The organism is Acidovorax sp. JHL-3 (assembly GCF_000526295.1).
Taxonomy (GTDB): Bacteria; Pseudomonadota; Gammaproteobacteria; order Burkholderiales; family Burkholderiaceae_C; genus Acidovorax; species Acidovorax defluvii.
Map to the genome: position 1 here is coordinate 370,382 of NZ_JAFU01000004.1, position 16,971 is coordinate 387,352.

A 16,971-nucleotide genomic window follows, 5' to 3' on the forward strand; every position below is an offset into this window, starting at 1 on the left:
CACCCGGGCTCAATACGATCGGTTCACCACCATGTCGGCCAGCGCCGCCAGTGCGCGCGTGTCCGCCAGGCCCGAGGCCGCCAGCGCGTCATGCGCCTGCGCCAGCAACTCCTGCGCATGGGCCTGCGCGGGGGCCAGCCCGAGCAACGAGACATAGGTGGGCTTGTCGCTGGCAGCATCCTTGCCGGCGGTCTTTCCCAGCGTAGCCGAGTCGGCGACCACATCCAGGATATCGTCCACCACCTGAAACGCCAGACCCAGCGCCGCACCGTAGTCTGCCAGCGCCTTCTGCGCTGCTGCGGTGGACACCCCGCAGGCCACGCCCATCATCACGCTGGCTTGCAGCAATGCACCGGTTTTAAGGCGGTGCATGTTGCGCAACTGGTCCTGCGTCAGCGCCAGCCCCACGCTGGCCAGGTCAATCGCCTGTCCGCCCGCCATGCCTGCAGATCCGGCGGCGCGCGCCAGCTGGCGGCACAGCGTGGCCTGCACGGCCGGGAGAATGCGCTCATCCTCCGGTGTGAGCAGCTCGAACGCAAACGCCTGCAGACCGTCGCCTGCCAGCAAGGCCTGCGCCTCGCCAAACTGCACATGCACCGTGGGCTTGCCCCGGCGCAGCACGTCGTTGTCCATGCACGGCATGTCGTCGTGCACCAGCGAATAGGCATGGATCAGCTCGACGGCGCACGCGGCGCGCAGGGCCGCCTCGTCCATCCCGGCGCGCAGGGCCGCCTCGTCCATCCCGGCGCGCGACGCCACCTCGCGGTCCATATCGCCCGCCCCGTTCTGCACCGCCTCATAGGCCGCCAGCACCAGCAACGGTCGCAGGCGCTTGCCGCCATCGAGCACCGCGTAACGCATGGCCTCGCCCAAGCGGGCGGGTGCATCCTCGCCAACCCAATGGCCCAGGGCCTGCTCGACCCGATCAAGGTGGTGTTGGCTCCAGCCTGCCAGGTCAAAGGCCGGTTGGGCGGTCTTGGCGGACATCATTCCTGCGTCCATGGCTGCAGCGCGCCTTCATCCAGCACCTTGATCTGGTCCTGAACCGCATCCAGCCGGTGCCGACAAAAAGCCAGCAGGGTAGCCCCGCGCTGATAGCCGGCAAGCATCTCCTCCAGCGGCAACTGACCTGCCTCGATGCGGCCCACGAGCTGCTCCAGCTCTTCCAGCGCCGCTTCGTAGCTGGCAGGTTCGGCGGGCGGGGCTTTGGAGGCAGGGGCCTTGGGCATGGGCAGGACGGCAGAAATTGCGCAGGTTAAACGCGTGATTTTAGGCGCAGCGACTGGAACGCCGCCGCCGCCCGCCCGCAGGAGTCCCTTGCCCTCACATGGAGGGGGGGCATCAGTGCTCCCCGAACCGCCCGGAGGGATACAGAACCAGTCGCTTTAGCTGGTTTGGCAATACACGTAAGAGGGGTGCGGGAATAACCCCACCGCCTATAATCCCATTCCCGTCGAGCCGGCTAGTCACCTAGCCGGTTTCTTTTTTTCCAGATGCGCACAGGCGCACCTCCCTGTGGGGAGTCTTTAGGTCAGGTCACCCATGTCTGATTTAAGTCTTCGACTGCAGCAGGCCGCAAGCCAACTACCAGTTTCAAGCTACTTTGACGAAGCGCTGTTCCAGCGCGAATTGGAAACCATCTTCCAGCGCGGGCCCCGTTATGTGGGGCACCAGCTTTCCGTGCCCAACCCGGGCGACTACCACGCCTTGCCCCAGGAGGGCGAAGGGCGCGCGCTGGTGCGCAACGCCCAGGGCGGTGTAGAGCTGATCTCCAACGTCTGCCGCCACCGCCAGGCCATCATGCTCAAGGACCGCGGCTCGCTGAACACCCAGCAAAAAGGCAGCGCGGGCGGCAACATCGTGTGTCCCTTGCACCGCTGGACCTACAAGGACAACGGCGAGTTGCTGGGCGCCCCCCATTTCTCGCACGATCCCTGCCTGAACCTCAACAACTACAAGCTGCGTGAGTGGAACGGCTTGCTGTTTGAAGACAACGGCATCGACGTGGCGGCCGATCTGGCCGGCATCGGCCCGCGCGCCGACCTCGACTTCACCGGTTTTGTCCTCGATCGCATCGAACTGCACGAGTGCAACTACAACTGGAAGACCTTCATCGAGGTCTATCTGGAGGACTACCACGTCGGCCCGTTCCACCCAGGCCTGGGGCATTTCGTCACCTGTGACGACCTGCGCTGGGAATTTGGCAAAAACTACTCGGTGCAGACCGTGGGCGTGGCCAACCGCCTGGGCAAGGCGGGCAGTCCCGTGTACGAGCGCTGGCACGAGGCTTTGCTGGCCTACCGCAACGGCGAGCCGCCCACGCATGGCGCCATATGGCTCACGCTGTACCCGCACATCATGGTCGAGTGGTACCCGCACGTACTCACCGTGTCCACACTGCACCCCATCAGCCCCACCAAGACGATGAACATGGTGGAGTTCTACTACCCCGAGGAAATCGCGGCCTTCGAGCGCGAATTCGTCGAGGCACAGCAGGCGGCCTACATGGAGACCTGCATTGAGGACGACGAGATCGGAGAGCGCATGGATGCCGGCCGCAAGGCCTTGCTGGCGCGTGGCGACAACGAAGTGGGCCCCTACCAAAGCCCCATGGAAGACGGCATGCAGCACTTTCACGACTGGTACCGCGAAGCCATGGGTACGGTGACTCCAAAGGCCTGAATACAGCGCCCAAACGCACCCAATACGCCAGACAGCGCTCGTGCGCTCTTATTACAATAGCTGTCAACGCTTGCAAACAAAGCGCTGGCAGCTTTTTTACTTTCCGACCTAACTTATCCACCTGATCCCATGCAAGCCCTCTGGATGGTGCTGGCCGCGTTCCTGTTTGCAAGCATGGGCGTGTGCGTCAAAATCGCCTCGGCCCACTTCAACGCGGCCGAACTGGTTTGCTATCGCGGCCTTATCGGCATCGTGATCCTGTGGTTGCTGGCGCGCTCGCAGCGCGTGACGCTGGTCACGCGCTACCCCGGCATGCACGCCTGGCGCAGCCTGGTGGGCGTGGCATCGCTGGGAGCCTGGTTCTACGCCATTGCCCACCTGCCCCTGGCCACAGCCATGACGCTCAACTACATGAGCAGCGTCTGGATCGCGGCGTTTCTGGTCGGTGGCACGTTGCTGGCCTGGCGCCCTTCGGCTGCATCGCCGCGTCCGGCGTTTCAGGGCCCGCTGGTGCTGACGGTGCTCACCGGATTTTTCGGCGTGGTGATGATGCTGCGCCCCAGCCTCGACCAGAACCAGGCGTTTGCGGGCCTGATCGGGCTCATGTCGGGCATGACGGCGGCATTTGCCTACATGCAGGTGGTGGCCCTGTCGCGGCTGGGCGAGCCCGAGTCGCGCACGGTGTTCTATTTTGCGGTGGGCTCGGCCGTGGCCGGCGGTCTTGCCTTGTTGCTGACCGGCACCTCGGCCTGGCCGGGCTGGCCCGCGCTGTGGCTCCTTCCCATCGGGGTGCTGGCAGCGGGCGGGCAGCTGTGCATGACCCGCGCCTATGCCAGCGCCAAAACCCAGCGCGGCACGCTGGTGGTGGCCAATCTGCAGTATTCGGGGATTGTGTTTGCAGCCATTTACAGCGTGGCGCTGTTTGGCGACCAGATTCCGCCCTTGGGCTGGGTCGGCATGGCGCTGATCGTGGGCAGCGGCATCGTGGCCACCGTGCTGCGCGCCCGCGCTGCGCCGGGAACTCCGGCCGAAGAACATTGACACAATAAAGGCCATCCTTTTGACCTTGCCGGTGCGTCTGCGCGCACCCGACCGCCCATGACCTACACCACACTGGTATCCGCCACCGAACTGCAATCCCTGGTCGCCAGCGGCGCACCACTGATGGTGTTTGACTGCAGTTTCGATCTCACCCAGCCTTCTGCGGGTGCGCAGCAATATGCCGATGCCCACATTCCCGGCGCCATCTACGCCAACCTCGACACCGACCTGAGCGCGCTGCACGGCGCCACCGGCACCGTTACGGCACACGAGGCCGACGAACCCGCCTCGGGCGGGCGCCACCCGCTACCCAGCCGCGAGCGCTTTGCCATCTGGCTGTCGAGCGTGGGCTTTGCCAATGGCATGCAGGCCGTGGTGTACGACCGCAACGGCGCCAACTACTGCGGCCGCCTGTGGTGGATGCTCAAGTGGGCCGGTCACGATGCAGTGGCTGTGCTCGACGGCGGCTTGCAAGCCTGGCAAGCAGGCGGTGGTGCCGTTGCCAGCGGTGCCGAACCCGCCCGGTTCCAGTCCAACTTTGAGTTGCGTCCCCCTCTGCGCCAGCTGGCCAGCGCGGCCGATGTGTTGGCCGCACTGCAGCAACCGGGCCAGACCCTGATCGATGCGCGGGGCGCGCCCCGGTACCGCGGCGAGGTCGAGCCACTGGACCCCGTGGCCGGGCATATTCCGGGCGCCCTCAATCGCCCGTTTGGCGACAACATCGGTGCCGATGGCCGCTTCAAGCCTGCTGACGTGCTGCGCACCGAATTCGAAGCCCTGCTGGCGGGCCGCAACGCATCCACCGTGGTCCACCAGTGCGGCAGCGGCGTGAGCGCACTGCCCAACATGCTGGCCATGGAAGTGGCCGGACTCGGAAAAACCACGCTTTTTGCAGGCAGCTGGAGCGAATGGTGCAGCGACCCTTCGCGCCCGGTGGAGCGCGGCTAGCGCCTGCAAGCGGGTTGTCCACAGCAGGCCGCTGGCCTGCCAGGAGGGGTTGCGGGGCTGCGGCGCTTGTAAGGCAAATTCCTACAAGCCCCACCCCGAAACCAGACACGCGGCACATCCAAACCCCGACTTAATTTTTGATTGGGGCAGTTTCACAATCCATTTCACCGGATCACGCAAAACCTGCAGTCAGCAGGCAACGCCAGAACCGGCCAAGAAAAGGAAAGCTGCCATGACCAACGAACAACTGCTCGCCGAAATTCGCGAAGCCAATCTCACCTACCTGATGCTGGCGCAAAACCTGATTCGCCACGACAAGGCAGAAGCAGTGTTTCGTCTGGGCATGAACGAAGACGCTGCCGATATTCTGGCATCGCTGTCGGCAGCGCAAGTGCTCAAACTGGCCTCCCGCAACACCCTTCTTTGCAGCTTCCGGGTAGACGACAACCTGGTGTGGAGCTTGCTGACCAACCACTCGGCCAAAAAGGTGGGCAACGAAGCCACCAACACGCTGCACGCCAACATCCTGATGGCCAGCCGCGTGTCCGAAGTGCTCTGATCCTGCACTGCACTTCCCGCTTCCCGCACCCCGCCCTCTGCCACCGAAAGCCACCATGTCCGTCACGCCCGCCACCCCCAAAGCACCCGCCAAAAGCGTTCTGAACGAATCCAAGCAGATTGCACGCGCTGCGATGCTGATCGAGATGGGTGCCCGCATGCAGGTGCTGGAGTCGGAGACCACGCTGTCGTACGAACGCCTGATCCGGCTTTACAAGGAGATCGCTGGCAAGTCCCCATCCAAGGGCCAGCTGCCGTTCTCCACCGACTGGTTTCTGACCTGGCAAGAGAACATCCACAGCTCATTGTTTTTGAATATCTACGAATACCTGTCCAAGGGCGTGGACCTGGACTCGGTAGAGCTGCTGACCAAGGCCTACCGCCTCTACAACGAACAAGTGGCTACGGCCGAGATCGAGCCCCTGCTGTCGTTCACCCGCGCCTGGCGCCTGGTGAAGTTTGTGGATGCCGGCATGCTCACGCGCACCAAATGCGCCGAATGCAGCGGCCAGTTCGTGACCGAGCTGTATGAAAACCGCCACTTCACCTGTGGCCTGTGCAACCCACCCGCACGGGCCGGCAAGAGCAAGACCGCTGGCGCGCTGATGCTGCACTGAAATTTGAACCAAATTGGCCTCTAGCGCTTATGCAGAAAGCGCTAGCAGCTATCAATTGGTGAGCTAACTTTTACCTGTGCATGGCGCAGCACAGGTTATTTATGCTGCCCGGCCGATTCACCGCCCCCTCAGCAACGTGCGCACATCGTCGTCCACTGGCACCACATAGTCATGCGCAGCCACCACGGCGTTGCCCGCTGGGCTGACCAGCTTCAGGCTGATATACAGCTGGCGGGCTGACACGGCATAGGTTCCCACCACAACGGCCTGCGCGTCATGGGCCTGGCCCACTTCATGCCACTCGCGCGGCACCAGCAGTTCGCCGGGATGGCGCTGCTGCACGGCCAGCGGCTCTTGCCACTTCAGTGCGGTGACGCGCACCCCGCGCTGCACCAGGCGACCGGCAATCTGCTCGGCCACGATAAGCCCCAGCTGCGATGGCTCAGAACGCTGATCCACATTCACCAGCGTGGTGACCAGCACGGGCCGTTGCGGGTCCAGGGCCACGGTCTTCAACAAGTTGTCGGTTGCGCGATGGCTGGCCTCCAACAGGTTGTCGCGCAGCATGTTGTCCACCGTGGAGCCCAGCGTGGGGCCGTATTTTTCGCCGTAGTAGTAGCCCGCGCAGCCGGGCAAGGCGGCAGCGCCCAGCACGCAGGCGGCCACCAGCATCCAGCGCTTCGTGGTGTGCTCATGGTGGCCATGGGCTATGCCTGAAACTGCATGGGCTGCGGCGGTGGCCTCGGTCACTGGCGCAGCGCTGCGCCGCCGCCCCCAAGGGCGCCCCATGACCGTGCCATCCAGGAAGTTCACGCGGGTGCGCATGGGGCGTCTTGTGTCAGCTTGCATCGCGCAATGCTAGCGGCAAGGCCTCACGACAAACCGGCAAACAACACGGGTTTTGGAGTGCACTTTGACACCACCCGCCTACAGGCGATGGCCGCCTACATGACAGGGGTGGCAGCTGCCGCACAATCCGCGCATGACCGAGCCCACAGAGCCCATCCAGCCCCCATCTCCGACCTCCCCGGCCTCACCGGCCTCCTCGGCCCCCGCCGATGCGCCACCCGCCGCCGCCGATGGGCCCGCCGCCACCCCGACGGCTCCCGCACAGCCCGCCGCCCATGCACCACGCCAGCGGGCGCCGGTGATGCTGCACATGCCGGTGGATGTGCGCAATGTGTCGCTGGCGTTGCTGGCGCTGTTTGCCAGCGTGGCGCTGCTGCACTGGGCCAGCGCAGTGTTCATTCCCATCATGCTGAGCCTGCTGCTGACCACTGCGCTCAGGCCCACGGTGGAAGCCCTGTGGCGCTGGCATGTGCCGCGCTGGCTGGGGGCGGGTTTGCTGCTGGTGGCCATTGTCTCGGGCCTGGCAACCACCGCCTGGTCGCTCAGCGACGGCGCGGCACAGCTGGTGGACTCGCTCCCCGTTGCCGCCAAGAAAGTGCGTGACAACCTCAAGAACCGCACCGGTGCCAGCAGCCCGCTGGACAACATGCAAAAGGCAGCAACGCAGATCGAGCAGGCCGCCAACGACAATGGCGCCAGCACCCCGCCGCGCCGCGGCGTGCAACGGGTCATCATCGAACGCCCGCCGTTCAATATCCGCGACTACCTCTGGAGCGGAACCATGGGGCTCATGTCGGCGCTGGGTCAGCTCATGGTGGTGATTTTTCTCACCTACTTTGCGCTGGCCTCGGGCAACCTGTTTCGCGACAAGCTGGTGCGCATCGCCGGCACCACCCTGGAGCGGCGCAAGATCACCATCCATGTGCTCGGCGACATCACCGGCCAGATCCAGCGCTACCTGCTGGTCCAGGTCTTCACCAGTGTGCTGGTGGGGCTGGCGACCGGCACGGCCTACTGGGCGCTGGGCCTTGAAAACGCGGCGGTGTGGGGCGTGGTGGCTGCAGTGCTCAACCTGGCACCCTACATCGGCTCGGCGCTGGTGACGGGGGCCTCGGCGCTGGTGGCTTTTTTGCAGTTCGGCACGCTCGACATGGCCCTCGCCATTGGCGGCGCATCGCTGGTCATTCACACCATCATCGGCAACCTGCTCACCCCCTGGCTCACCAGCCGCGCCAGCAGCATGAGCCCCGTGGCGGTGTTCGTGAGCGTACTGGCCTGGGGCTGGCTGTGGGGCCTGTGGGGGCTGCTGCTGGGCATCCCGGTAATGATGGCCGTGAAGGCAGTGTGCGACCGGGTGGAAGACCTCAAGGCCATTGGAGAACTGCTGGGCGACTGACCGGCCCCATCCCGTCTGAATAGAACGGGCGGGGCGGGGCCAGCCCGGTTCAGCCGGTGTTGCGCAGGCCCGCCGCAATCCCGTTGATCGAGATGTGGATACCCGTCTGCACGCGCTCATCGCCCTGCCCCGCGCGCCAGCGGCGCACCAGCTCCACCTGCAGGTGGTGCAGGGGGTCGATGTAGGGAAAGCGATGGCGGATGGACCGGGCCAGCGCGGTGTTGTGCGTGAGGCGCTGCTTGTCGCCGGTGATGCGGGTCAGCGCGTCGGCCGTGCGGTGCCATTCGGCCTCGATGGTGCTGAACACCCTCTTGCGCAAGCGGGCATCGGTCACGAGTTCGCTGTAGCGCGAGGCCAGGGCCAGGTCGCTCTTGGCCAGCACCATGTCCATGTTGGAAAGCAGTGTGCGAAAGAACGGCCACTGGCGGTACATCTTTTGCAACAAGGCCATCTGGGTCTTGGGGTCCTTGCCTTCCAGGTTGACAAACGCCTCCACGGCAGCGCCAAAGCCATACCAGCCCGGCAGCGTGAGGCGGCACTGCCCCCAGCTGAAGCCCCAGGGAATGGCGCGCAAATCCTCGATCTTCTGGCTGGCCTTGCGCGATGCCGGGCGCGAGCCAATGTTGAGCTCGGCGATTTCGCGGATAGGGGTGGAGTTGAAGAAATAGTCGGTGAAGCCCGGTGTTTCGTACACCAGCGCGCGGTAGGCGCCCATGCTGGCCTGCGAAAGCTGAGCGGCAGCGTCCAGAAACGCCTTGGTGGCCGATTTGGTGGGCTGCAGCAGCGTTGCCTCCAGGGTGGCCGCGACCAGGGTTTCGAGATTGCGGCGCCCGATCTCGGGATTGGCGTATTTGGAGGCGATGACTTCGCCCTGCTCGGTCAGCCGGATCTGGCCGCGCACCGTGCCCGGCGGCTGCGCCAGGATGGCCTGGTAGCTGGGGCCGCCGCCCCGTCCCACAGTGCCGCCGCGGCCATGGAACATGCGCAGCTGGATGCCATGGCTGGTATCGAGTTCGTCAAACAGCTCCACCAGCGCAATCTCGGCGCGGTACAGCTCCCAGTTGCTGGTGAAGATGCCACCGTCCTTGTTGCTGTCGGAGTAGCCCAGCATGATGTCCTGCTCGCCGCCGCTGCGCTGCACCAGCGCCGCCACGCCCGGCAGGGCATAGAACTCGCGCATGATGGGCGCGGCATTGCGCAGGTCTTCGATGGTCTCGAACAGCGGCACCACGATGAGGTCGTTGCGGGCGCCGGGCCGAGCGCCGGGCCGCCCCAAGCCGGCCCGAGCCCCACGCACCGGCGAAGCCTGGGCCCCTTCCCCTGCTTGGGGCAGCGAGGACACGCCAGTGCCAAGCGTGGGGGTACCATCCTCATCCAGCGTGCCGCGCATCAGGCCCACTTCCTTTTGCAGCAGCAGCACTTCGAGCAGGTCGCTCACGGTTTCAGTGTGGCTGATGATGTAGTGGCGAATCGCCTCGTGGCCAAAGCGCTCGCGCAACACGCGGGCGGTTTCAAAAATGGCCAGCTCACCCAGGGTGTGGTCGCCGTAGGTGGCGCCCACTACGCGCAGCGGCCGGGCATCGTTCAACAGCTTGATGAGCAGAGCGCGCTTGGCGGCCTCTTGCAGGCTGCTGTAGTCGGGTTCGATGCGGGCGGTGGCCAGCAGTTCGGCCACCACTTCTTCATGCTTGTCAGAGCTTTGGCGCAGGTCCACGGTGGCCAGGTGAAAGCCAAACACCTGCACGGCGCGAATCAGCGGGTGCAGGCGTTCGGCCGCCAGCGCCTTGCCATGGTGCGATTGAAGCGATGCCTCGATCACGCGCAGGTCGGCCAAAAATTCTTCGGCACCGGCATAGGCGTTCTGGGGTGCCACCGCATGGCGGGCTGCGTCGCCCCCTGTCAGGTCCTTGAGCGTGGCCGCCAGGCGCGCGTAGATGCCGGTCAGGGCGCGGCGATAGGGCTCGTCCTGCCGGTGCTCGCTGGTGTCGGGCGATCGCTGGGCCAGCGCCTGCATCTCGGGCGACACCGTGACCAGGCGCGCCGACAGCGACAGCTCGCCGCCCAGAAAATGCACTTCAGTGAGGTAGTGCCGCAGCGCCATCTCGGCCTGGCTGCGCAAGGCGTATTGCAGGGTTTGCGCCGTCACGTTGGGGTTGCCGTCACGGTCGCCACCAATCCACTGGCCCATGCGCAAAAAGCTGTGCACGGGGTACTGGCCCAGCTCCCGCTCCAGATCGGCATAGATCTTGGGAATCTCGCGCAAAAAGGTGGATTCGTAATACGACAGCGCGTTTTCGATTTCATCGGCCACCGTGAGCTTGCTATAGCGCAGCAGGCGCGTTTGCCACAGCTGGGCCACGCGGGCGCGCAGCAGGGCTTCGTTGGCGGCCAGCTCGCGCGGGGTGAGCGCGTCCTTGGCGCTGTTGTAGAGCTGTGCGCGCACCTGGATGTCGTCGCGCACCGCCAGCAGCTGGGCGATATCGCGCTCGGCGTCCAGAATGCTCTTGCGCTGGACCTCGGTAGGGTGGGCAGTGAGCACCGGGGCCACATAGCTGCTGGCCAGGGTCTGGGCAATGGTCTTGGGCGCAATGCCGGCCCAGCGCAGGCGCGACAGGGCGACCTCGATGCTGCCCTCTTGCGTGTCGCCCGCGCGCTCGTGCACGGCGCGGCGGCGGATGTGGTGGCGGTCTTCGGCCAGGTTGGCCAGGTGGCTGAAATAGGTGAAGGCCCGGATCACGCTCACCGTCTGGTCGCCCGACAGCGACTTGAGCAGCTTCTTGAGGGCGCGGTCGGCCTCCTGGTCGGCATCGCGGCGAAAAGCCACTGAGAGCTTGCGCACCTGCTCGACCAGTTCGTAGGCCTCCACGCCCTCCTGTTCGCGGATCACGTCGCCCAGAATGCGCCCCAACAGGCGGATGTCGTCGATCAGGGGCTGGTCCTTGTCGGATCGTTTCATGCGGGTGTCTCCGGATTGAGGGGGCAGCCGGCCGCTGCCAGCCTGCTGTGCAAGCCTGTGCGGACACCAGCCACCGGTGCGGCGCGATGCTAGCATCGCAGCTTGCCCAATGATTACAAATAGGTTACGAACTTGAGCCCGACACAACCCCTTACCCTGGTGATCGCCACGCGCGAAAGCCGCCTGGCCCTGTGGCAAGCAGAACATGTGCAAGCCCTCTTGCGCGCACGCGGCCACACCGTTTCGCTGCTGGGCATGACCACCCAGGGCGACCAGATTCTTGACCGCAGCCTCTCCAAGGTGGGCGGCAAGGGCCTGTTCGTGAAAGAGCTGGAAGTAGCGCTCGAAGAAGGCCGCGCCCACATCGCCGTGCACTCGCTCAAAGACGTGCCCATGGAGCTGCCCGAAGGCTTTGCCCTGGCCTGCGTGATGGAGCGCGAAGACCCGCGCGATGCCTTTGTGTCGCCCCGTTATGCATCGCTCGACGCCCTGCCCCAGGGCGCGGTGGTCGGCACCTCCAGCCTGCGCCGCCAGGTGCTGCTGCAGGCGCTGCGGCCCGATCTGCGCATCGAGCCGCTGCGCGGCAATCTCGACACGCGCCTGCGCAAGCTCGACGAAGGCAACTACGACGCCATTGTGCTGGCGGCAGCGGGCCTCAAGCGCCTGGGCCTGCAAGAACGCATCCGCACCGAATTCGCCACCACCGACATGCTGCCGGCAGCAGGCCAGGGCGCCCTGGGCATCGAGATTCGCAGCGACCGGCAAGATTTGATGGATGCGCTGGCGCCGCTGGCCCACCAGGACACCTGGCTCACCGTGACCGCCGAGCGCGCCGTCAGCCGCGCCATGGGCGGCAGCTGCTCGATGCCGCTGGCCGCGCATGGCCGACTGGTGCAGGGCACCCTGCATCTGGATGCCGCCTGGGGCGACCCCGACGCTCGCGTGCCGCTGGTTCGCGCCAGCGCCAGCTCCCCTGTGGCCACGCTGGAAGCCGCCGATGCCCTGGGCATCGCCATTGCAGCACAACTGCGCGCCGGCGGTGCCCGGGGCGTTGACCCCGTTGTCGGCTGAACCTGCAGTGACCACCAACCGGGTGATCGTGACCAGACCCGCGCGCGAAGCGGCGCACTGGGTGGAGCAGCTGGCTGCGCGGGGCCATGCCGCCACGGCGCTGCCCCTGATTGCCATTGGCGCCTGCACCGACCCCGGTGCGCGCGCCGCCATCGCCCGGGCCCGAGCCCAGCTCGACAGCTACCGTGCCGCCATGTTTGTCAGCGGCAACGCAGTGGACTACTTTTTTGAACAAAAAGAGCCTCTAGCGCTTACGGAAACTGCGCCATCAGCTATTAAAACAAGAGCATGGGCACCTGGCCCCGGAACCCTGCGTGCACTGTTGCGCGCGGGGGTTCCGCTCGACTGCATCGACAGCCCGGCGCCCGATGCAACGCAGTTCGACTCGGAATCCCTGTGGCAGCAGGTGGCGACACAGGTGCGCGCAGGCGACCGCATTCTCATCGTGCGCGGCTGCTCCGAGGGGGCCGAGCCAGGCCCCGGCATCGGGCGCGACTGGCTGGCCCGCCAGATCGAGCAGGCGGGCGCCACGGTGGAGTTTGTGGTGGCCTACACACGGGGTGCGCCGCGCCTCACCGCCGAACAGACCACGCTGGCCCATGCAGCGGCAGGCGACGGCTCGTGGTGGCTGCTCAGCAGCTCGGAAGCGCTTGCGCACCTGGCCAGCGCCGCACCTGGCCTGGCACTGCACACAGCGCGCGCGCTGGCCACGCACCCACGCATTGCACAGGCAGCGCGTGCCGCCGGGTTTGGCAGCGTGCACGAATGCCGGCCCGCACTGGATGACGTGGTGGCCTCGATAGAATCGGCGGCATGAGCCTCGTGCCCCCCACCGATTCTTCAGCTCCAGCCGCTCCAGGCAACCCGGTGACCGCTGCTCCGCCCGGCACTGGCCCGGCGGTGGGCGTCGCACCCACGGCATCGCTGCGGCACACCGGCACCTATCTTCTGGGCGCGGTGGCCATTGCCGCCCTGGTCAGCAGCGGCCTGCTCTGGCAGAAGCTCAACACCATCCAGGAGCAACTTGCTCGCCAGTCGGCTGATGCGGGAGCCCAGGCCATCGAGGCCCGCGCCATGGCGCGCCAGGCCCAAGAACTGGTGCGCGACACAGCCGCCCGCCTCTCGGTCACGGAAGCCCGGGTGGGCGAGGTGGCGCTGCAACGCAGCCAGCTCGAAGAACTGATGCAAAGCCTGTCGCGTTCGCGCGACGAAAACCTGGTGGTGGACATCGAATCGGCCATCCGCATGGCACAGCAGCAGGCCCAGCTTACCGGCAGCCTTGAGCCCCTGGTCGCCGCCCTCAAAAGCGCGAACCAGCGCATTGAGCGCGCCGCCCAGCCCCGCCTGACCCCCGTGCAGCGCGCCATCGGCCGCGACCTGGATCGCATGACCCGCGCCACCGTCACCGACACCGCCGGCCTGCTGGCCCGCCTCGATGACCTGGTGCGCCAGGTGGACGACCTGCCCGTGCAAAACGCTGTGGCGCAGGCCGCCGCAACGCGCCGCCTGGCCGCCGCTCCCAGCAACAGTGCACCGGACGCAGCCGCGCAAAGCGAGCAGGCCTGGTGGCTGGCCACGCTGCAACGCAGCTGGGAAGTGGTGCGCGACGAGGCCCGCAACCTGGTGCGCGTGAGCCGCATCGACCAGCCCGAAGCCATTTTGCTGGCACCCGAGCAAACCTTCTTCCTGCGCGAAAACCTCAAGCTCAAGCTGCTCAATGCGCGCCTTGGCGTGCTGGCTCGCCAGTTTGATTCGGCCCGGGCCGACCTGGCGGCCGCCACGGCGGCACTGAACAAGTATTTCGACCCCGCATCGCGCCGCACGCAGGCGGCAGCTGCCGTGCTGCAGACCGCCCAGGCCAGCATGAAGGCTGCCGAACTGCCCCGCCTGGACGAAACCCTGTCCGCGCTGGCAACAGCCGCTGCGGGAAGATGACATGACCCCTCCTGAGTCGCTTCGCGCCTTCCCCCCAAGGGGGGCGACGCCCTCACTGCGGGGCGGCCCTTGCTCGGCGTCCCTGGCCTGTGGTGCGCCTGTTTCGAAGATCGCGAACGCGCGCGAAGCATTGGACTACTGATATGCGCGCTGCACTCTGGCTTCTGGCGTTGTTTGGCGTGGCCGTGGCTGCGGCCCTGTTTGCGGGCAACAACCAGGGCACCATCACGCTGTACTGGCCCCCCTACCGCATCGACTTTTCCCTGAACATGGTCGTGCTGCTGCTGGTGACCAGCTTTGTCACGGTGTATGCCGCGCTGCGTGCGCTGGCGGCCCTGCTGGAGTTGCCCCACCAGGCACGCCGGTGGCGCGTGCAGCAAAAAGAGCGCGCCATGCACAGTGCGATGCTGGACGCCCTCACCCACATGCTCGCCGGTCGCTTCATCCGCTCCCGCAAGGCGGCTCTGTCCGCCCTCGTCAAGGAAGAAACGCTGGCCGCAGCGGGCGAAAAAGTGCCCCACGGCCTGCACCTGAAGGCACTGGCGAACATGGTGGTGGCCGAGAGTTCCCATGCGCTGCAGGACCGCGCCACGCGCGAAAGCTATTTACAGCTCGCCCTGGGCCTGGCCCCGGCAGGTGGCTCCGCCCACGAGCAGGAACTGCGGGAAGGCGTGCAGATGCGTGGTGCACGCTGGGCGCTGGACGACCGCGACGCCGATCTGGCCCTCCAACGACTTGCCGCCCTGCCGCAGGGCGCCGCCCGGCGCACGCTGGCACTGCGCATCAAGCTCAAGGCCACCCGCCTGGCGCGCCAGACGCAGGAAGCCCTGGACACGGCACGCCTGCTGGGCAAGCACCGTGCTTTCTCGGCCGACGCAGCGCAAAGCATTGTGCGCGGCCTGGCCATCGAACTCATCAACAGCGCGCACGACCCGTCCCAGTTGCAGCAGACCTGGCTGCAACTGGAGCAGCTCGAGCGCAACATGCCAGAGCTTGCCATCCAGGCCGCCCAGCGCCTGGTGAACCTTGGGGGCGAGCCCGCACAGGCGAGGGCCTGGCTGGTTCCGGTGTGGGAACGCATGGTGCAGTTGCCCAATGCCCTGCCCGATCACCATGCACTCAAGCTGGTGCGAGCCCTCGAATCGGGTCTGGACACGCTGGATGCAGCCTGGCTTGCACGCATCGAATCCGCGCAACTGGCCAACCCCCGCGATGCCCGTTTGCAATATCTGGCCGGCGTGGCATGCCTCAAACGCCAGCTGTGGGGCAAAGCACAGCAACTGCTGACCCAGGCCATCCCCCATTTGACGGATGCGGGCTTGCGCGCCAGCGCTTGGCGCCATCTGGCCGCACTGGCAGAGCGGCGCAACGACGGCGAAGCCGCCGCCGAAGCCTGGAAAAAAGCCGCGCTCGCGCATTAAAGCGGTGCAGAGGGGCTCCACCGCGCTGGCGGTGTGCGCTTGCTGGCCTTTCTGTGGGGCGCCAGCCAATGCACAGCATTGGGGAACTTTGATCACAGACGGTCGATCAATTCAGTTTTTTTGAATCAAGCCGTCAATTCATCTGAAACCCACAAGACCTGTGGCTTCATAGACTTGGTTCTTTGATACACGGCGCCCCCGAACCAAGGTTGCGCAACCCCCGCAACTTAGCGCCACAGGCACCCATCACCGCCTTCGCACACATGCACACCACACATCAGAGTCAGGCCTTTGCCACCCCGCGCTATACCCACACCGCCATGATGCTGCACTGGCTGCTGGGCGTGGCGCTGGTCATCCTGTTTGGCGTGGGCCTGTACATGGCCGATCTGCCGTTTTCTCCCCAGCGTCTGAAGCTCTACAACTGGCACAAATGGGCAGGGGTCAGCATTCTGGCGCTGTCGGTGCTGCGCCTCTTGTGGCGCCTGACGCACCGCCCGCCACAACTGCCCGCCAGCGTGGAACAAGCCATGCCGCGATGGCAGCAACGGGCGCACCACGGCGCGCACCACCTGCTGTATCTGCTGTTTTTTGCCGTGCCTTTGCTGGGCTGGGCCTATAGCTCGGCGGCGGGCTTTCCCATTGTGTTTCTGGGGCTGTGGCAACTGCCCGACTTCGTCGCTGCCAGCCCTGATCTGGCCGACGCCCTCAAGCCGCTGCACAAGCTCAGTGCGTATGCCATGGCAGCCCTCGTGCTGGTGCATGTGGCCGCCGCACTGAAGCACCAGTTTTTTGACCGCGACGGGCTGATGCTGCGCATGCTGCCCGGTCGCCGCTGATCCTGTCACCCGATTCTTCAGGAGTTTCCCCATGCAGATGTCTTCGTTCTTTTCCGCACTGGCCCTGGGCAGCGCAGCCTTGCTGGCGGCCCACCCAGCGGTCGCTCAGCAAAAGCTGGTGCCCGCGCAAAGCGAGGTGCAATTCACCGCGCGCCAAATGGGTGTGCCGCTGGAAGGCCACTTCAAGAAGTTTGACGCACAGGTCAGCTTTGACCCTGCCAAGCTGGCCACGAGCAAGATCGTCTTCACAGTGGATACCGGCAGCGCTACCATGGGTTCGCGCGAGACCGATGCCGAACTGCCCAAGGCCACCTGGTTCAATGTGCCGCAGTTCCCGCAGGCCACGTTCCAGTCCAGCGCCATCAAGGCCCTGGGTGCAGGCAAGTTCGAGGTCACAGGCAAACTCAGCATCAAAGGCATGGCACGCGATGTAGTGGTGCCCGTCACACTGGTGCAAAACGGCGCTACCACCATGGCCACCGGCGCGCTGCCGCTCAAGCGTCTGGCGTTCAAGATCGGCGAGAACGAGTGGGCCGACACCTCGATGGTGGCAGACGATGTGCAGGTGAAATTCAAGCTCGCGCTGACCGGCGTGGGCAAGCTCTGACCGATTTTTCCCGTCCCCTTGGCTTTTTCTACGACTTTCAGGAGAACCTTT

At 65.7% G+C, this 16,971-nt stretch carries 16 protein-coding genes; 12 read left to right on the forward strand and 4 right to left on the reverse strand.

Translation table 11 applies throughout. From position 1 onward, the window contains the following. Positions 1-9: 9 nt before the first annotated feature. Both K226_RS0117065 and xseB read right to left on the reverse strand, forming a co-directional pair. Entirely contained in the window at positions 10-1,002 is a 993-nt protein-coding gene (locus K226_RS0117065; RefSeq protein ID WP_051463560.1) for a polyprenyl synthetase family protein, read from the reverse strand. Beyond that, on the reverse strand, positions 987-1,229 hold the full coding sequence (xseB, locus tag K226_RS0117070; protein WP_024815940.1) for an exodeoxyribonuclease VII small subunit: 243 nt from the start codon (positions 1,227-1,229) through the stop codon (positions 987-989). The genes K226_RS0117065 and xseB overlap by 16 nt, the downstream gene beginning before the upstream one ends. Before the next feature lie 313 nt (positions 1,230-1,542). Here xseB and K226_RS0117075 point away from each other — a divergent pair, with 313 nt between their 5' ends. From K226_RS0117075 to flhC, 5 genes are all read left to right on the forward strand, one after another. After that, complete coding sequence (locus K226_RS0117075) at positions 1,543-2,682, forward strand: aromatic ring-hydroxylating dioxygenase subunit alpha (RefSeq protein WP_024815941.1); 1,140 nt, start codon at positions 1,543-1,545, stop codon at positions 2,680-2,682. A 129-nt stretch (positions 2,683-2,811) separates the two neighbouring features. After that, a complete protein-coding gene (locus tag K226_RS0117080; RefSeq protein ID WP_024815942.1) occupies positions 2,812-3,723 on the forward strand; it encodes a DMT family transporter in 912 nt (303 codons plus the stop codon). Positions 3,724-3,780: 57 nt separating this feature from the next. Next, positions 3,781-4,671: a sulfurtransferase gene (locus tag K226_RS0117085; RefSeq protein WP_024815943.1), complete on the forward strand. Its 891-nt coding sequence runs from the start codon at positions 3,781-3,783 to the stop codon at positions 4,669-4,671. 232 nt (positions 4,672-4,903) lie between these two features. Beyond that, the gene (gene flhD, locus K226_RS0117090) at positions 4,904-5,230 is read left to right on the forward strand and encodes a flagellar transcriptional regulator FlhD (RefSeq protein ID WP_005800286.1); all 327 of its coding nucleotides are present in this window, start codon (positions 4,904-4,906) and stop codon (positions 5,228-5,230) included. A 55-nt stretch (positions 5,231-5,285) separates the two neighbouring features. After that, positions 5,286-5,846: a flagellar transcriptional regulator FlhC gene (gene flhC / locus K226_RS0117095; RefSeq protein ID WP_024815944.1), complete on the forward strand. Its 561-nt coding sequence runs from the start codon at positions 5,286-5,288 to the stop codon at positions 5,844-5,846. Positions 5,847-5,963: 117 nt separating this feature from the next. Here the strand turns inward: flhC and K226_RS19185 are convergent, their stop codons facing one another. Next, entirely contained in the window at positions 5,964-6,695 is a 732-nt protein-coding gene (locus K226_RS19185; RefSeq protein ID WP_238324287.1) for a FlgO family outer membrane protein, read from the reverse strand. A 133-nt stretch (positions 6,696-6,828) separates the two neighbouring features. Here K226_RS19185 and K226_RS0117105 point away from each other — a divergent pair, with 133 nt between their 5' ends. Next, positions 6,829-8,091, forward strand: a complete 1,263-nt coding sequence (locus K226_RS0117105) for an AI-2E family transporter (protein ID WP_024815946.1) — start codon at positions 6,829-6,831, stop codon at positions 8,089-8,091. Positions 8,092-8,140: 49 nt separating this feature from the next. On the opposite strand, the gene K226_RS0117110 is transcribed toward K226_RS0117105, so the two are convergent. Beyond that, complete coding sequence (locus K226_RS0117110; RefSeq protein ID WP_024815947.1) at positions 8,141-11,047, reverse strand: phosphoenolpyruvate carboxylase; 2,907 nt, start codon at positions 11,045-11,047, stop codon at positions 8,141-8,143. Between the two features lie 132 nt (positions 11,048-11,179). Between K226_RS0117110 and hemC the strand changes: the two genes are divergently transcribed. From hemC to K226_RS0117140, 6 genes are all read left to right on the forward strand, one after another. After that, positions 11,180-12,118, forward strand: coding sequence for a hydroxymethylbilane synthase (gene hemC / locus K226_RS0117115; RefSeq protein ID WP_024815948.1), 939 nt, complete (start codon positions 11,180-11,182; stop codon positions 12,116-12,118). A 28-nt stretch (positions 12,119-12,146) separates the two neighbouring features. Beyond that, on the forward strand, positions 12,147-12,935 hold the full coding sequence (locus K226_RS0117120) for a uroporphyrinogen-III synthase (protein WP_238324288.1): 789 nt from the start codon (positions 12,147-12,149) through the stop codon (positions 12,933-12,935). Then, positions 12,932-14,053, forward strand: a complete 1,122-nt coding sequence (locus K226_RS0117125; protein ID WP_024815950.1) for a uroporphyrinogen-III C-methyltransferase — start codon at positions 12,932-12,934, stop codon at positions 14,051-14,053. Before K226_RS0117120 ends, K226_RS0117125 begins: the two co-directional genes overlap by 4 nt. Positions 14,054-14,196: 143 nt before the next feature. Continuing rightward, entirely contained in the window at positions 14,197-15,474 is a 1,278-nt protein-coding gene (locus K226_RS0117130; protein ID WP_024815951.1) for a heme biosynthesis HemY N-terminal domain-containing protein, read from the forward strand. Positions 15,475-15,737: 263 nt separating this feature from the next. Beyond that, complete coding sequence (locus tag K226_RS0117135) at positions 15,738-16,313, forward strand: cytochrome b (RefSeq protein WP_024815952.1); 576 nt, start codon at positions 15,738-15,740, stop codon at positions 16,311-16,313. A 31-nt stretch (positions 16,314-16,344) separates the two neighbouring features. Then, complete coding sequence (locus K226_RS0117140; RefSeq protein WP_024815953.1) at positions 16,345-16,920, forward strand: YceI family protein; 576 nt, start codon at positions 16,345-16,347, stop codon at positions 16,918-16,920. Positions 16,921-16,971: the final 51 nt, after the last annotated feature.

Coding starts and splice junctions, on each gene's coding strand:
- xseB (WP_024815940.1), bottom strand. CDS start 1,229: ATGCCCAAGGCCCCTGCCTCCAAAGCCCCGCCCGCCGAACCTGCCAGC.
- K226_RS0117135 (WP_024815952.1), top strand. CDS start 15,738: ATGCACACCACACATCAGAGTCAGGCCTTTGCCACCCCGCGCTATACC.
- flhD (WP_005800286.1), top strand. CDS start 4,904: ATGACCAACGAACAACTGCTCGCCGAAATTCGCGAAGCCAATCTCACC.
- K226_RS0117130 (WP_024815951.1), top strand. CDS start 14,197: ATGCGCGCTGCACTCTGGCTTCTGGCGTTGTTTGGCGTGGCCGTGGCT.
- K226_RS19185 (WP_238324287.1), bottom strand. CDS start 6,695: ATGCAAGCTGACACAAGACGCCCCATGCGCACCCGCGTGAACTTCCTG.
- K226_RS0117110 (WP_024815947.1), bottom strand. CDS start 11,047: ATGAAACGATCCGACAAGGACCAGCCCCTGATCGACGACATCCGCCTG.
- K226_RS0117140 (WP_024815953.1), top strand. CDS start 16,345: ATGCAGATGTCTTCGTTCTTTTCCGCACTGGCCCTGGGCAGCGCAGCC.
- K226_RS0117125 (WP_024815950.1), top strand. CDS start 12,932: ATGAGCCTCGTGCCCCCCACCGATTCTTCAGCTCCAGCCGCTCCAGGC.
- flhC (WP_024815944.1), top strand. CDS start 5,286: ATGTCCGTCACGCCCGCCACCCCCAAAGCACCCGCCAAAAGCGTTCTG.
- K226_RS0117065 (WP_051463560.1), bottom strand. CDS start 1,002: ATGGACGCAGGAATGATGTCCGCCAAGACCGCCCAACCGGCCTTTGAC.
- K226_RS0117085 (WP_024815943.1), top strand. CDS start 3,781: ATGACCTACACCACACTGGTATCCGCCACCGAACTGCAATCCCTGGTC.
- K226_RS0117080 (WP_024815942.1), top strand. CDS start 2,812: ATGCAAGCCCTCTGGATGGTGCTGGCCGCGTTCCTGTTTGCAAGCATG.
- K226_RS0117075 (WP_024815941.1), top strand. CDS start 1,543: ATGTCTGATTTAAGTCTTCGACTGCAGCAGGCCGCAAGCCAACTACCA.
- K226_RS0117105 (WP_024815946.1), top strand. CDS start 6,829: ATGACCGAGCCCACAGAGCCCATCCAGCCCCCATCTCCGACCTCCCCG.